Here is a 15,859-nt window from a genome sequence, read left to right as displayed (position 1 = left end):
TGCTGGTTGTCTTTGTCGTAATCGGATTTCGGACGAACACGATAACGACAACGACAACAATCTCGGTCGACGCCAGGGGGCGCATACGCATGGGTCAGCTCTTCCGCATCACCGGGTTCGTCGCCTATATCGGCATGATCTTTCTCAATGCCTTCGTGGACTTGGGTCATAAGATCATCATCCAGAACACACTCTTCAAGACCTATGACGGCGATGCCCAGATCCTACTCACGGCGATCGTCAATGCGCTGATTCTGCTCCCCTTCGTCCTGCTGTTTACGCCGTCCGGCTTCCTGGCGGACCGCTTCCCCAAACATCTGGTGATGCGCGCGAGCGCCTGGGTGGCGGTCGCGGTCACGCTCGCTATTACGCTTTTCTATTATCTGGGCTGGTTTTGGGCGGCCTTCGGCATGACCTTCCTGCTGGCGGTGCAGAGCGCCTTTTATTCGCCGGCCAAGTACGGCTATATCAAGGAGCTGGTCGGCAAGGAGGCGCTGGCCTCGGCCAACGGCTGGGTCCAGGCGACGACCACGACGGCGATCCTGGCGGGGATCTTCTTCTTTTCGGTCCTGTTCGAGGGCCGCCTGGCCGGCATGAGCTACACCACACCCGACGAGGTGATGGGGATGATGGCGCCGCTCGGCTGGGTGCTGGTCGCGGGATCGCTGATCGAGGTCGTGCTGGCCTACGGCCTGCCCGCGCGCGCGCCCGGTATTGAGATGCGCTTTGCCTTGCCGGATTACGCCAGCGGTCGCTATCTGCGAAACAATCTGCATGCCGCCTGGGACAACCAGGTGATCTGGCTCTCGATCGTGGGGCTTGCGATCTTTTGGTCGATCGCGCAGGTGATCCTCGCCGCCTTCCCGGCGTTTGCGAAGGAGACACTCGGCGAGACCAACACGGTCGTGATCCAGGGGGTCCTCGCCTGCTCGGGGATCGGCATCATCCTGGGCTCGGTCGTCGCCGGACGGATCTCGCGTCACCATATCGAGACCGGCCTGATCCCGGTCGGCGCGCTCGGCGTCTCCGCGGCGCTTTTCGTGTTGCCGGGGCTGGGGTCCGCCTGGGCGCATGGACTGAACTTCCTGCTGCTCGGCGTCCTCGGCGGCGTCTTTCTGGTGCCGCTCAATGCCCTGATCCAATTCAATGCCGGCGAGCAGGGTCTCGGGCGCGTGCTTGCGGCCAACAACTTCATCCAGAACATCGTGATGCTGAGCTTCCTCGGGCTTACGGTCCTGGCGGCCTATCTGCACATCGGTGGTCTGACGGTGATGCTCGCGCTCGCCGTCGTCGCGCTCTGCGGGGCCATCTACACCCTCTATCAGTTACCCCAGTCGATGGTGCGATTCCTGATGGCCCGCGCCATGTCGACCCATTATCGGCTCGACGTCATCGGTCTGAAGAACATGCCGGCCCAAGGCGGCGTGCTGATGCTCGGCAACCACATCAGTTGGGTCGACTGGGCGATGGTACAGATGGCGAGCCCGCGGCCGGTGCGCTTCGTGATGGAGCGGGTGATCTACGAACGCTGGTATCTGCGCTGGTTCCTGGACTTCTTCGGCGTGGTGCCCATCTCGGGCGGGCGCAGCCGCGAGGCGATCGAGACCGTCTCTCGGCTGCTCGACGCCGGCGAGGTGGTCTGCATCTTCCCGGAAGGCACCATCAGCAAGAACGGGCAGCTCTCCGAGTTCAAGCGCGGCTTCGAGAGATCCGCACGCGCCGCCACGTCCGGCGTCATCCTGCCCTTCTATCTGCGCGGTCTTTGGGGGAGCCGCTTCTCCTACGCCAAGGAGAAGCTCAAGGCCAGTCGCCGCGAGGGTCGAACCCGCGACGTGCTGGTCGCATTCGGCCAGCCGCTGGCGCGCGAGGCGAGCGCGGAGCAGGTCAAGCAGGCGGTCTTCGAGCTCTCCGTGACCTCTTGGCAGACCCATATTGCAACCCTCCCGACCCTGTCGGCGGCCTGGCTTTCGGCGGCGAAACGGCGTCTCGGCGAGGTGGCCGTGATCGATTCGGCGGGTACCCGGCTGACCAATCGGCGCCTGCTTACGGCTGTTCTGCTGTTCGCGCGCCGGATCAAGCGTCTCGTCCCCGAGCCGGCGGTCGGCATCCTGCTTCCGGCGAGCAGTGCTGCGGCGATCGCCAATCTGGCGGCGCTGCTCGTCGGCAAGCAGGTGGTCAACCTCAACTACACCGCAAGCAGCGAGGCGCTCTTGGCCGGGATGCGCAACGCCGGCGTGCGCCATGTGATCACCTCGGATCGCTTCCTCGCCAAGCTGCAACAGCGCGGGATCGACCTGGACGCGGCCTTCGCGGAGACGACGCTGCATCCAATGGAGAAGCTGCGCGCCGAGATCGGCAAGGCGGAGGCGCTTACGCTCCTGAGCATCGGCAGCCTCCTGCCCGCCGGCGTTTTGCTTTGGCTGTTCGGATGGCCCGGCCGACCCGACGATACCGCAGCCATCCTCTTCTCCAGCGGCAGCGAGGGCGCGCCCAAGGGTATCGAGCTCAGCCATCGCAACATCATGGCCAACGTCCGGCAAATCTCGGATGTGCTCAACACCGAGCCGGACGATCTCATCCTCGCCAACCTGCCGCCCTTCCATGCCTTCGGCCTCACGGTAACCACCTTCCTGCCGCTGCTCGAGGGCATCCCGATGGTCTGCCATCCCGACCCGACCGACGCGGTCGGCACCGCCAAGGCGATCGCCCGTTATCGTGCGACCGTGTTGTGCAGCACCTCGACCTTCCTGCGGCTCTATATCCGCAATCAGCGCGTTCATCCTCTGATGCTCCAGTCCGTGCGCGTGGTGGTAGCCGGTGCGGAACGCCTTGCCCCGGAGGTGCGCGACGCCTTCGCACTCAAGTTCAACAAGCCCATCTACGAGGGCTACGGTGCGACGGAAACCACGCCGGTCGCCAGCGTCAACGTCCCGGACGCGCTCGAGACCGAGACCTGGAAGATCCAGGCCGGCTCGCGTCCCGGCACCGTGGGCCTGCCGCTGCCCGGCACCAGCTTCCGCATCGTCGACCCCGCGACCCTGGAGACCCTGCCGCCCGGTGAGGACGGGCTCATCCTCATCGGCGGCGTCCAGGTGATGAAGGGTTATCTCAACGCCCCGGAAAAGACCGCGGACGTGGTGGTCGAGCTGGACGGCCAGCGCTGGTACAAGACCGGCGACAAGGGCCATCTGGATCCGGACGGCTTCCTCACCATCGTCGACCGCTACTCGCGCTTCGCCAAGCTGGGCGGAGAGATGATCAGCCTGGGCGCGGTCGAGGATCAGGTGCGCCGCATCCTCGGTCAGCCCGAGCTGGAGTTGGCCGCCGTCAACCTCCCCGACGAGCGCAAGGGCGAGCGCATCCTGCTCCTGGTCGCCGGCGAGATCGACGCCGATGGCCTACGCAAGCAGCTGCTCGATGCCGGGATGAATCCGCTGAACATCCCCGCCGAGGTGCTTCAGGTCGCGGCGATCCCCAAGCTCGGCAGCGGCAAGACGGATTTCGGTGCAGCGAAGCGGCTGGCGCTGGTGGCTTGAGTTGGCGAGCCCCCCCGGGATCGTCGACTTGCAGTCGACCTTTTCCGCCGACCTGAATGCCAGAGGTTCAAGCCGGCGCCGGCGCTGGTGGTCTTAGTCGCCAGCCCGCCTTCAGCGCCGTGCCAGCCTCCACCGTCATCCTGCGGCGGCAGGCATCTCATAACCCTTAACAAGTCCGGACTTTTCCGCATCGTTTGAACGGTCTCGTAACGGCGGAATCGTCGCGCTTCCTCGCCCTTGGAAAAAGGGTGCCGCAGCCTCCTGCACCGAACCCTCCGGCGGGCCGGGACGCCAAGCCTATCCTTCCGACGAAGGCTCCGTCGCCGTCCGTGCGAGCGGCCGGCCGAAGGTCTGCTCGTAAAGCTCGGCGTAGGGCGCAAGCGTCTCGTAGACGTGGTCGGGCACGACGCGCGACTCGAACTTGGGGAACTTGCTGCGGACGTAGTTGAGGTTGCGCAGCAGCTTCATCTCGATGACGGCCCGGGCGAACTCCAAGCCCTTGGGTCCACGGGTGCGCTGGAGCATGGCGACCAGCTTGCGGATCGGCATCGGCGGGCGTTTCTGTCCCGGCGGGTGGCTCAGGCGCTCCATGTAGCGCGGCATTCCGCGGTTGCGGTCGCCGGACTCGGTCAGCTCGCCGATCTCCAGCTCCGGGCGGAGCATCTCGAAGAGCTCCTCGCCCGTGGACGTGCGCACCATCACCCATTGCCAGCCGAGCGGGGCGCCCATGTAGCCGATGGTGATGTCGCTGAGTGTGTTGGCGTAGTCGAAGCAGGAGAGACAGGACGACGGGAAGATGCCGTGCAGCTTGTCCATCGGGAAGTCGATATAGTTCAGGCGCTCGACGTGGCCGTCCTCGTGGCGCATCCAGAGGCTGAAGTCCTGCATGAACTCATGATGGACGACGGTCTCGGGCGACTTGGAGACCTGGGTCAGGAAGTATTCGAGATCCGTATAACTGACGTTGTCGCTGCAGGGGATGCCGATGACGTAGAGGCGCTCCAGACCCAGCTCGGCCTCGGCGGCGCGCAGTTGATGGACCTGGCAGCCGGTGCCGACGACGGCGAGGCGTTTGATGCCTTGGTCGCGAACGGCGTCGATCAGGCTCAGTGCCGGCGAGAGGCAAGGTTTGTTGCCGGCGGTCGCCAGGACCTCTTGCGGGGTGTGGGCCAGGATGGGTTGCGCCTTGAAGCGGGTCCCGGGTGCGGCTGCGGTGGTGATGACGGCGTCGACCTTGTCCTGCTCGAGCAGGCGCGCGCCCAGTGCCGTGACCATGCCTGTCCATTGGGCATTAGGGTTGGGACGGGCCATCCGCGCGGCATACATGGCGCGATAGATCCCGAAGCGGCCTTCTTCGCCGGCTTGACGGGTGCGACCGTGCAGACGCTGCTCGATCCCGCGGGTCTGGTTGCGCACGAAGGTGCAGGTCTGCGACATTAGCAGCTTGAGGCTGCTGTCGCAGAAGCCGCAGTCGCTACACAGACGCGGACGCCCCTTGAGCCGCTCGTCGCTGCTGAGCAACGAGATCTGGTCGAGTCCCTTCGAAGGACCCTCTTCCATCGGCGCAATGTCGGTGCTCGTCATTCGCTTGCCCCCGGGAGGTGGTGCCGGGGCTCATGCGCGGCGACGAGCGCCCCGCTCGTGATTGGGCTCGTCATTGAAGGAACGGACATGCTTCGAATTCTCCTCAGGGTGTTGGCTGGTCTTGTTGTACTTGTCGTTTTGGCGGTCGTTGCCGGGCCTTTTCTGATCTCGGGGAAGCCGAGCGACGGGCTCGCCTCCAACGCGGAGGCGGCGTCGGCAGATAGTCGTTTCGTCGGGATTCCGTTCGCGGGGACTGCGGGGCTTGCGGTCCATTATCTCGAGCAGTCGTCGCCGGTTTCGTCCCGGGCGCCGTCCGACGCGACGGCCTTCCTCCTGCTGCACGGCTTCACCTTCAACGCCTGGACCTGGCAGCCCGTGCTCGATACCTTCGCCGCTCGGGGTCGCGCGGTCGCTTACGATCAGCTCCCCTACGGCCTCAGCGCCAAGCCGATGCGGGCCGCATGGGAAGGTCCCAATCCCTACTCGAAGGATGCCGCCATCACGCAGCTCTTCGCGGTGATGGATGCCCTCGGGCTGGAGCGCGCGGTCCTGGTCGGGAATTCCTCGGGCGGGACGCTCGCTCTGGAGGCGGCTTTGGCACACCCCGAGCGGGTGTCGGCCCTGATCCTGGTGGCGCCTTGGGTCTATGCCACGCGTCCGACCCTGCCCGAGTGGTTGGCCAGTCTGCCGCAAATGCGTCGTCTGAGTCTATTGATCGCGCGCAAGTTGGGCGAGAATGGCGCCCTGCTGGATCTGTCCTACGCCGATTCGAGCAAGGTCACGGAGGCGCGTCGGGCGCAGTTCGGAATTCACACCCGGGTCGCGGGTTGGGATCTCGCCTGGGGCGAGCTGCTGGCCTTGTCGCTCTCGGCGCCGGTGACGGTGAGCGCGCATCTGGCGGAGGTGAAGATCCCCGTGCTGCTGGTCAGCGGAGAGACCGATCGGTTGGTGCCGATCGAGGACAGTCGGCGCGTGGCCGCGGCGCTGCCGGATGCGACCTTCGCCGTGATCGAGGGCTGCGGGCATGTTCCGCAGGAAGAATGTCCGGAGGCGTTCGAAGCTGTCGTCGGCGAGTGGCTGGATGCCCAAGGTTTGTGACGACCGTTCCGAATCCCGCCCCGAGCCGCGCTCTGACCCAGGTGCGCTCGAGTCGATGCGATAAGAGCGCAAATCGCGCTCGATTCGGTCCGAATCGCCTTCTTCTTGACCGACTCCGCTTGACCTGACTGAAGTCGGAGCGCTAGGGTCGCGCCCCGTATCCTTCTGTGCCAAGCACACTGCAACTCAATCTCACTGCAACCAGGTTCGCTGCGTATGCCCATCCCGTTTCCGTTTTCCGCTGTCGTCGCCCAGGAGGAGATGAAGCGCTCCCTGTTGATTGCGGCCATCGATCCCTCGATCGGCGGCGTTCTCGTCTTCGGTGACCGCGGGACGGGTAAGTCCACGGCGATTCGTGGTCTCGCGGCGCTTCTGCCGAAGATGCGTGCGGTCGACTGCGTCTATAACTGCGACCCGGAGGCGGGCGAGGACGCGCTCTGCGCCGAGTGCCGGACCAAACGCGCCAAAGGTCCGCTGAAGAGCCGGATGGTGCCGGTGCCGGTGGTCGACCTGCCGCTCGGCGCGACCGAGGACCGCGTGATCGGCGCGCTGGATCTGGAGCGCGCCCTGACCAAAGGCGAGAAGGCCTTCGAGCCCGGCCTCCTGGCCCGTGCCCATCGCGGCTTCCTCTACATCGACGAGGTCAATCTCCTGGAGGACCATCTCGTCGACTCGCTGCTCGACGTGGCCGCCTCCGGCGAGAACCTGGTCGAGCGCGAGGGTCTGAGTATTCGCCATCCTGCCCGCTTCGTGCTGGTCGGCTCGGGCAACCCGGAGGAGGGAGAGCTGCGCCCGCAGCTCCAGGACCGTTTCGGTCTCTCCGTCGAGGTCAAGACCCCGCAGGATCTGCCCACCCGCATGAAGGTCGTGCGGCTGCGCGACGAGTTCGAGCGCGACCCGCCGGCCTTCGTGCTGAAGTGGAAGCGCCAGGACAGCAAGGTCCGCAACCAGATCCAAAAGGCGCGTGATTTTCTGCCGACCGTCGAGGTTCCGGACGCGACCCTCGAGCAGGCGGGGCGGCTCTGCATCAAGCTGGGTACCGACGGTCTGCGCGGCGAGCTGACCGTCATCCGCGCCGCCCGTGCCTTTGCGGCACTCAAAGGCGATGCCGTCGTGCTGGACGAGCATCTGGTTCAGGTGGCCGCCTCCGCGCTGCGGCATCGGCTGCGCCGCGATCCGCTGGACGAGTCCGGCTCGACCAGCCGGGTCCAGCGGGCCGTCGGGGAGTTGTTCGGGGAATGAGCAGTCCTGCGGCGATGCCTGAGTCGGAGCCCGAGCGGCCGCGCGGCGAGGCCGGGGTTTCGCGCTGGGAGGACGCTGTGCTTGCGGCCGCCCTCATGTCCGTGGACCCGGTCGGGACCGGCGGGGTCGCGCTGCGCTCGCTCGCCGGGCCGGTGCGCGATCAGTGGCTGCAGATCATGCGCGACCTTCAGCCGCCCGGCACGCCGATGCGCCGTATTCCCCTGCATGTCTCCGACGGGCGTCTGCTCGGCGGTCTCGACTTGGCCGCGACCCTGAGCGCCGGCCGACCGGTCGCCGAGCGGGGTCTGCTGGTCGAGGCCAACGGCGGGATCGTCGAGCTGGCGATGGCCGAGCGGATTGCGGCCGGCACCGCGGCGCGTCTGACCATGGCCTTCGATTCGGGCGAGGTGGTGCTCGAGCGTGACGGTCTGGCGATGCGCTCGCCGGCGCGGTTCGCCGTAGTCGCGCTGGACGAGGGCGTCGGCGACGACGAGGGGCTGCTCAACGCACTGCTCGACCGTTTGGCATTCCATCAAGACCTGACACATATTCGGGTTCACGAGGCGGTCGCCTGCGACTACGACGCCGACGAGATCCTCGCCGCGCGTGCCCTGCTTCCCGGGATTCAGGTGAGCGAGGCGCAGATCGAGGCTCTGTGCAGCACCGCGCTGGCCTTGGGTATCCCCTCGCTGCGCGCCTCCATTTTTGCCGCCCGAGCGGCCTGCGCCGCCGCCGCGCTTGAAGGCCGCACCGAGGTGACCGACGAGGACTTGGCCGTCGCCGGCCGACTGGTGCTCGCCCCGCGTGCGACCATGCTGCCGCCGATGGAGCAGCCGCCCGACGAGCCGCCTCCGCCCGAGCCGGAAGAGCCGGATCAGGAGCAGGACAAGGGCGAGGATCAGCAGGAGCCCAAGGAGCTCGAAGATCAAGTGCTCGAAGCAGCCAAGGCGGCGATCCCGGCCGATCTGCTCGCGCAGCTCCAGCTCGGCAAGCTGCGGCGCTCGCGTGCCCGTGCCACCGGCAAGGCCGGTGCGGTCCAGAATGCGCCCCTGCGCGGGCGCCCGGCCGGTGTCCTGCGCGGCGAGCCGCGTGCCGGTCTGCGTCTGAACGTCGTCGAGACATTGCGCGCCGCCGCACCTTGGCAGCGTCTGCGTCGCGAAGAGGTCGCGCGCTTCGGGGGCGAGTCCAATCGCATCGAGATCCGTCAGGACGACTTCCGCATCACCCGCTTCAAGCATCGCTCGGAGACCACGACCATCTTCGTCGTAGATGCCTCGGGGTCTTCGGCACTCCACCGGTTGGCCGAGGCCAAGGGCGCGGTCGAGCTGCTCCTGGCGGACTGCTATGTGCGTCGCGACCGGGTCGCGCTGGTCGCCTTCCGCGGTCAGTTCGCCGAGGTCCTGCTGCCGCCGACACGCTCGCTGGTCCGGGCCAAGCGCTCGCTGGCCAGCCTGCCGGGCGGGGGCGGTACGCCGCTCGCGTCCGGGATCGATCTGGGGATGATGCTCGCGGATTCGGTCAAACGCCGCGGCGGCACGCCGATCCTCATCATCATGACCGACGGTCGCGCCAACGTGGCGCGCGACGGCACCGGCGGGCGCGCGCGGGCCAACGAAGATGCTCTCTCCGCGGCGCGCTTGGTGCGCTCGGTCGAGATCACCTCGTTGGTGATCGACACTTCGCCGCGTCCGCAGCAGCAGGGGCGCGATCTGGCCGTCGAGATGGGTGCGCGATATCTGCCCTTGCCGCATGCCGACGCAACCTCGCTGTCCCATGCCGTGCGCGCCGCAGGATAAGCTCGGGAACGCGCTGATGACCCACAAAGGCCGACAGCCCGGGATCGTCGAGTTGCACTCGACTCTTCGGCAGCGAGGTCGGAGCACAGCGTTGCATGCCACCCCACCGCTCCGTGGCCGGCTCGGCCTTGCGGGCGGCGCATGATGGCCGATACGCCGCGCTGGGACATCGAAGGTCGCGACTGGCCCAATCGCACGGCCAGCCGCTTCGTCGAGGCCGGCGGCCTGCGCTGGCACGTCCAGCAGATGGGCACGGGTCCGACACTCCTCATGCTCCACGGCACGGGTGCCGCGACCCACTCCTGGCGTGCCTTTGCTCCCGAGCTCGCCGATCGCTTTACCGTCGTCGCGCCTGATTTGCCCGGCCACGGGTTCACCAGCGCGTTGCCGTCGAAACGCATGTCATTGCCCGGCATGGCCGCGGCGGTTCACGCCCTTCTTCGCGAGCTCGACTGCACGCCCGATCTCGTTCTCGGGCACTCGGCGGGTGCGGCGATCCTAATCCGGATGACGCTCGATGGCTTCATCCGGCCGCGCGGTCTGGTGAGTCTGAACGGCGCACTGATGCCTTGGCGCGGACTCCCGGCGCATATCTTTTCACCCGCCGCCAAGCTGATGGCCGCGAATGTCTTGGTCGCGCGTCTCTTCGCGCGGCGCGCCGCCGACCGGCGGGTGGTCGAGCGTCTGGTCGAGAGCACCGGCTCGACCTTGGAACCGGCCGGCGTCGACCTTTATCAGCGCCTCGTCCGCCATCCCTCGCATGTCGGCGCCAGCCTCGCCATGATGGCCAACTGGGATTTGGCCGCGCTTGCGCCTGACCTGAGCCGTCTTGAGCCACCGCTCTTTTTGGTCGTCGGGGAAGGTGATCTCACGGTATCCCCGTCCGAGGCCCGCCGCGTGCGGGAACGCCTTCCGAGTGCGGAGGTCATTTCCTTGCCGGGTCTCGGGCACCTCGCCCACGAGGAGCGCCCCGAAGAGGTTGCGGATCTGGTTAAGGGTCTCGCCGACCGGCTGGGTCTCCCGGATTGAAGAACGTGTAGGATGGGTAGAGCGCAGCGAAACCCATCCTTCAAACCGCCATGTTGCCGGGTTTTGGTCCAATACCCTTGGCGCGGGCTGGATGGGTTTCGCTGCGCTCTACCCATCCTACGTGTTTCGGTTGTTTTTGAATTGTTCCCCACGTAAAGGCTCGCGATGAGCCAAGCGGATCGCACCGCGGGTGCGTTGCCGGCTCGACCCGCATCACGAGTTTCGCGTCGACTTGATCCAACAGGGGCTGACAAACGCCCATTCCTGCTATAATGTCAACCAACATTGACATTACTGAAGGTCATGCAGACTTGACACTCCCGGCATCGCAGGTCTCCGAGCACACCTCAGGTCGCAGCAAGCCGCACGCGGTCGTCATCGGCAGTGGCTTCGGCGGGCTGGCCGCCGCGATTCGCCTGGGCGCTCGGGGCTATCAGGTCACCGTACTCGAGCGTCTCGACGCGCCCGGCGGTCGTGCCTATGTCCATAAGATCGACGGCTTCACCTTCGATGCCGGCCCGACCATCATCACCGCGCCCTTTCTGCTCGACGAGCTGTGGGGGCTATGCGGTCGCAGCTTCTCCGAGGAGATCGACATCCGCTTGATGGATCCCTTCTACCGGATCCGTTTCGACGACGGCAAGGTGTTCGACTACAACGGCGACGCGGATGCCGTGAAGGCCCAGATCGCGAAGTTCTCGCCGCGCGACGTCGCGGGCTACGATCGCTTCATGGAACACAGCCAGGCGATCTTCAAGATCGGCTTCGAGCAGTTGGGCCATGTGCCCTTCAACTCCTGGACCGACATGCTCAAGATCGTCCCGGACATGATCACCCTCGGCAGCCATCGCAGCGTCTATGCGATGGTCTCCAAGTACATCAAAGACCCCTACATTCGCCAGGTGCTGTCCTTCCATCCGCTGCTGATCGGCGGCAATCCCTTCTCCGTCACCTCCATCTACACGCTCATCTCCTATCTGGAGCGCAAATGGGGCGTGCACTCGGCCATCGGCGGCACGGGCGCGCTCGTGAAGGGGATGGTCAGCCTCATCGAAGGGCAGGGCGGGACAATTCGCTACGGTGAAGAGGTCGAGCAGATCCTCGTGAAGGACGGCAAGGCGACCGGTGTTCGACTCAAGTCCGGCGAGGCGATCGCGGCCCCGGTCGTGGTCTCCAACGCAGACGCGGCCTGGACCTATCGCTACCTCGTGCCGGCCGAGCATCGCAGCCATTGGACGGATCAAAAGATCGATCGCGCCCAATACTCCAACGGACTCTTCGTTTGGTATTTCGGCACCAAACGCCAATATCCGGAAGTCGCTCACCATACGATCTTGCTCGGCCCACGCTACAAAGGGCTGCTGGACGATATTTTCAAGAACAAGCGGTTGGCCAAGGACTTCAGTCTCTATCTGCATCGCCCGACGGCGACGGATCCCGGTTTGGCACCGGAGGGTTGCGACACCTTCTATGTCCTGGCGCCGGTTCCGCACCTCAAAGGCGATATCGATTGGGAGAAGGAAGCCGAGCCCTATCGCGCGCGGATCGCGAAGTATTTGAGTGAAACCGTCCTGCCGGGGTTGGAAGACGAGATCGTCGCCTCGCTCGTCACGACCCCGCGGGATTTTCAGGACAGGCTTCTGTCCTACAACGGGGCCGGGTTCAGTCTCGAACCCATCCTCTTGCAAAGTGCCTGGTTCAGACCGCACAACGCGAGCGAAGAGGTGAATGGCCTTTACTTGGTCGGTGCGGGGACGCATCCGGGTGCAGGTGTGCCCGGTGTCCTATCGTCGGCCCGTGTCCTCGATACGGTGGTACCCGATGCCTCAACCTATGCTTAAGACCTATCACGCCAGCGCGGCGGACATCGCCGCCTGTCGCCAACTCCTGCGGACCGGCTCGCGTTCATTCTACGCGGCCTCCTTCCTCCTGCCTCAGCGCATCCGCGATCCGGCCATCGCGCTCTACGCCTTCTGTCGCATCGCGGACGATGCGATCGATTGCGCGGGCGACGAGCCCGGCGCGCAGACGCGTGCGCTGGAGGAGCTTCATCATCGGCTCGACCGCATCTACGACGGCGATCCGATCGATGAATACACCGATCGCGCCTTGGCCGACGTGGTCGCCTGCTTCGGTCTCCCGAAGGCGCTGCTGGAGGCCCTGCTCGAAGGGTTCGAGTGGGATGCGGAAGGCCGGCGTTTCGAGGATCTCTCGGGCGTCTACGACTATTCGGCGCGGGTCGCGGGCACGGTCGGTGCCATGATGGCGGCCCTCATGGGCGCGCGCAGCACGCAGCTGGTGGCGCGGGCCTGCGATCTGGGCGTGGCCATGCAGTTGACCAATATCGCCCGCGATGTCGGAGAAGATGCCCGCAACGGCCGTCTCTATCTGCCGCTGTCCTGGATGCGCGAGGCCGGGATCGACCCCGAGGCGTGGCTCGAGAAGCCCGTCTTCAACGATGCACTTGCCGGCGTGATCGAGCGCCTGCTACGCGCCGCCGACACGCTGTATGTGCGCTCGGATGCGGGGATTGCCGGGCTGCCGATGGGTTGCCGTGCAGGCATCAATGCCGCGCGCTATCTCTATGCCGAGATCGGCCGTCAGGTCGAGCGACAGGGTCTGGACTCCATCTCCCGGCGCGCCGTGGTGCCGGGGAGTCGAAAGATGCAGCTCTTGGCACCGATCCTCGGGACTGCCGTACTGACGCCGCGCTATGTCTCCGCTCCGCCGCTCGACGAGACCCGCTTCCTGGTGGACGCCGTGGTCTACTCCGCCCATCGGTCTACCGAAGAAGATGCCGAAGCCCCGGCGGGCTTGGGCGGTCGTGTGATTTGGGTGCTGGAGCTCTTCGAGCAGCTCGAGGAGCGTGAGCGCGCAGTGGCTAACTGACGCGCGTCTCGCGGGATCGGCGCGTCATTCCGGACTCGGGCAAGCTCGAATCCGGGGATAGCGTGCCGGGCGTGCTTCAAGTCTTGACCTGAATTTGGCTTGGATCGGCCCTTCGATCCGAACGCGATCATTCGGGGGGATGAGCGAGGCCAGGCCCCCAGCCGAGCAACCTTGAGGTTGTCGTCGGCCGGGGACCGGGCGCCGAAGGTCTGCGACGCTCGCTCCGTAAGTTTTTGGGGGTTAAGGTGATTTACGGGAACGAGCATCCCGGCTGCGCGAGCCCGGAAGACCTGAGGGCTGTGCGTGCGAATAAATTCGCACCTACACGCCGGTCGTTCCTTTCCTGGAAATCACCTAAGGATGCGCGCTGCCGGGCGGAGGCACCTGCACACTCATGTCGCGCTCGCCGTAGCCCTGCGGGATCTCGAAGATGTCGGCAGGGATGGCCTCCTTGCGGATGACGGTGACCTCCGTCTCGGTCTCCATCGTGGTCCCCATCATCTCCATCTTGGTCTTGGTCAGGATGGGATAGCCCTTGATCTTGCTCATCTCTTCACGCTGGGCCACACCGGCCGGTGAGTTCGCCAGCATCCCGCCGGGACCGGAGAGGCTCATCATGTCGGTGTAGCGGGTCACGTCGAGGTCCACGTCCTCGGTCGCCCAGATCTCCTGATCCACGCCCATCATGCCGGTCTTGGTAACCCGATACTGTTTGGTGTCCCAGTCTCCGATCTTCTTGGTCTCGCCGGTCGCTTCGACCTTCACGGTCATCTCGCCCATCATGGCGCGCATCTGCTCGGCGGCCGGGCCGGTCATGCTGTCCATCACGGACTTGACGTCGATCGGGAGATATTCCTTCTCGGCGTGATTGACGAAGACGATGGTGCCGGCCGTCGGATCCATGATCATGTCGGTGGCATCGGTTCCTTCGTTGACCACCTTCATCTTGTCGTAGGCCAGATAGGTCTTGGACAGATCTTCGCTCGCTGCCTCGCCCATGACACCCGCGCTGCGATTGATCGTCTCGACGTAATAACCCTCCTCGTCCGCGATCGCTGCGGACATCGGCAGCAGTGCGGACAACGCGAGGGCCAGCCCGAGACGACGGGTCATGACCGGCCGACGCCCGATGCTCGAGCCTTGCTGATTCATCATGCTTATTCCTCTGCGGTGACTGGATGGTTTTCGACGCGCCGAATCGACGGCGCACGCGTCCAAACGCGCAAACAGGGTAATCGATGGAGTGCGCGTCGGGATAGGGCTATTCGCCGAGATTGCGTCGGTCGAGCACCCGCTTCGCCTTGCCCACGAAGCGCTCGATGCTGCGCGGCTCGACCAGGTCGACATGGGCGCGGATGCCGGCGACCGTATTGATCTCGCGGCTGATCCGCTCGCAGAGCGCCTGCATGCGGTCCATCCGATCGGAGAAGATCTCGGGGCGGATCTCGACCTTGACATGGACCTCGTCGAGCGTGCCGGGCCGGGAGACCTCGATGAGATAGTGCGGCGTGGTGCCCTCCACACGCAGCAGTGCCTCCTCGATCTGGGAGGGGAAGACGTTGACGCCGCGAATGATGAGCATGTCGTCGGTGCGCCCAGTGACGCGACTCATCCGTGCGGTGCGTCGTCCGCAGGCACAGGGCTCGCGATAGAGACGGGCGATGTCGCGGGTCCGATAACGGATCAGCGGCATCGCCTCGCGTGTGAGCGTGCTGATCACCAGCTCGCCGGGCTCGCCTTCCGGGACCGGCTCCAGGGTCTCCGGATCCAGACACTCGACCAGGAAATGATCTTCCTGGATGTGCATCCCGGTGCGCTCGGGGCACTCGCCGCTGACGCCGGGGCCGATCACCTCGGAGAGCCCGTAATTGTTGAAGGCGGCGATGTCGAGCTGATCCTCGATCTCGCGGCGCATGTCCTCGGTCCAGGGCTCGCCGCCGAAGTGGCCGAAGCGGATCGGCAGAGAGCGCGGATCGATGCCCAGCTCGCGCGCCGAATCCGCAATCGTCAGCGCATAGCTCGGGGTGCAGATCAGGACCTCGGGGTCCAGGTCACGCATGATCTCGATCTGGCGACGCGTGTTGCCCGCCGCCGCCGGGATGATGGCCGCACCGACGCGCTCGATCCCGTAATGCAGTCCGAAACCGCCCGTGAAAAGTCCGTATCCGAAAGCGACCTGCGCCGTGTGCTCGGGCCTAAGCCCGCCGGCGACCAGGAAGCGCGCGCATAGGTTCGACCAGGTTTCGAGATCACGAGCCGTGTAGGCGACGAAGGTGGGCCGCCCGGTCGTACCCGAGGAGCCGTGGATGCGCGCCAATGCCTTGCGTGGAACGGCCAGAAACCCGAACGGGTGTTGACGACGAAGGTCGTCCTTGGTGGTCAGGGGCAAGCGACGCACGTCGGCAAGCGAGCGGATACTGTGCGGCCCGATCTCGCGATGGGCAAAGTGGTCGCGGTAAAAGGGCACTCGCGCGACCCGCGTCACAAGCTCGCGCAGACGCTCCAGCTGCAACGCCTCGATGCCGTCGCGCGGCAGGGTCTCGGCATCCGCATCCCAGATGCGATGCTCGGTCTGCCGGTGGGCCTCATGAGTCTGCGCGGCCATAGTCCTAGATCCGTTGGTGGCTGTTGCATCGGCGCAAAACCTGCCCGTCGACGCCCGATGCCGAATTCAGCTTAATTGAT

The 15,859-nt window shown here is 65.6% G+C and carries 10 protein-coding genes; 7 read left to right on the top strand and 3 right to left on the bottom strand.

The window, feature by feature from the left end; all coding sequences use genetic code 11:
• Positions 1-89: 89 nt before the first annotated feature.
• Positions 90-3,536, top strand: a complete 3,447-nt coding sequence (locus tag BLV04_RS11905; RefSeq protein ID WP_093032028.1) for an acyl-[ACP]--phospholipid O-acyltransferase — start codon at positions 90-92, stop codon at positions 3,534-3,536.
• 297 nt (positions 3,537-3,833) lie between these two features.
• Here BLV04_RS11905 and BLV04_RS11900 read toward each other — a convergent pair whose 3' ends face one another.
• Entirely contained in the window at positions 3,834-5,120 is a 1,287-nt protein-coding gene (locus BLV04_RS11900) for a Coenzyme F420 hydrogenase/dehydrogenase, beta subunit C-terminal domain (RefSeq protein ID WP_093032025.1), read from the bottom strand.
• Positions 5,121-5,207: 87 nt separating this feature from the next.
• Here BLV04_RS11900 and BLV04_RS11895 point away from each other — a divergent pair, with 87 nt between their 5' ends.
• From BLV04_RS11895 to BLV04_RS11870, 6 genes are all read left to right on the top strand, one after another.
• Positions 5,208-6,218, top strand: coding sequence for an alpha/beta fold hydrolase (locus BLV04_RS11895; protein ID WP_093032022.1), 1,011 nt, complete (start codon positions 5,208-5,210; stop codon positions 6,216-6,218).
• 216 nt (positions 6,219-6,434) lie between these two features.
• Positions 6,435-7,460 carry a magnesium chelatase ATPase subunit I gene (gene bchI / locus BLV04_RS11890; RefSeq protein ID WP_093032019.1) on the top strand — a complete coding sequence of 342 codons (1,026 nt, stop codon included), beginning with the start codon at positions 6,435-6,437 and terminating at the stop codon, positions 7,458-7,460.
• The gene (locus BLV04_RS11885; protein ID WP_093032017.1) at positions 7,457-9,256 is read left to right on the top strand and encodes a magnesium chelatase subunit D; all 1,800 of its coding nucleotides are present in this window, start codon (positions 7,457-7,459) and stop codon (positions 9,254-9,256) included. The genes bchI and BLV04_RS11885 overlap by 4 nt, the downstream gene beginning before the upstream one ends.
• Before the next feature lie 144 nt (positions 9,257-9,400).
• Positions 9,401-10,285, top strand: coding sequence for an alpha/beta fold hydrolase BchO (gene bchO, locus BLV04_RS11880; RefSeq protein WP_093032387.1), 885 nt, complete (start codon positions 9,401-9,403; stop codon positions 10,283-10,285).
• Positions 10,286-10,596: 311 nt separating this feature from the next.
• Positions 10,597-12,126, top strand: a complete 1,530-nt coding sequence (locus BLV04_RS11875; RefSeq protein WP_093032015.1) for a phytoene desaturase — start codon at positions 10,597-10,599, stop codon at positions 12,124-12,126.
• Positions 12,107-13,174 carry a phytoene/squalene synthase family protein gene (locus BLV04_RS11870; RefSeq protein ID WP_093032012.1) on the top strand — a complete coding sequence of 356 codons (1,068 nt, stop codon included), beginning with the start codon at positions 12,107-12,109 and terminating at the stop codon, positions 13,172-13,174. The genes BLV04_RS11875 and BLV04_RS11870 overlap by 20 nt, the downstream gene beginning before the upstream one ends.
• A 354-nt stretch (positions 13,175-13,528) precedes the next feature.
• On the opposite strand, the gene BLV04_RS11865 is transcribed toward BLV04_RS11870, so the two are convergent.
• Together BLV04_RS11865 and BLV04_RS11860 are read right to left on the bottom strand one after the other, a co-directional pair.
• A complete protein-coding gene (locus BLV04_RS11865) occupies positions 13,529-14,329 on the bottom strand; it encodes a DUF4412 domain-containing protein (protein WP_093032009.1) in 801 nt (266 codons plus the stop codon).
• 106 nt (positions 14,330-14,435) lie between these two features.
• Complete coding sequence (locus BLV04_RS11860; protein ID WP_093032006.1) at positions 14,436-15,779, bottom strand: phenylacetate--CoA ligase family protein; 1,344 nt, start codon at positions 15,777-15,779, stop codon at positions 14,436-14,438.
• Positions 15,780-15,859 lie beyond the last annotated feature (80 nt).

This window comes from Thiocapsa roseopersicina, from assembly GCF_900106925.1.
GTDB lineage: Bacteria > Pseudomonadota > Gammaproteobacteria > Chromatiales > Chromatiaceae > Thiocapsa > Thiocapsa roseopersicina.
The sequence above is the reverse complement of the archived record's forward strand: the minus strand, read 5'-3'. Positions and strand labels throughout refer to the sequence as shown.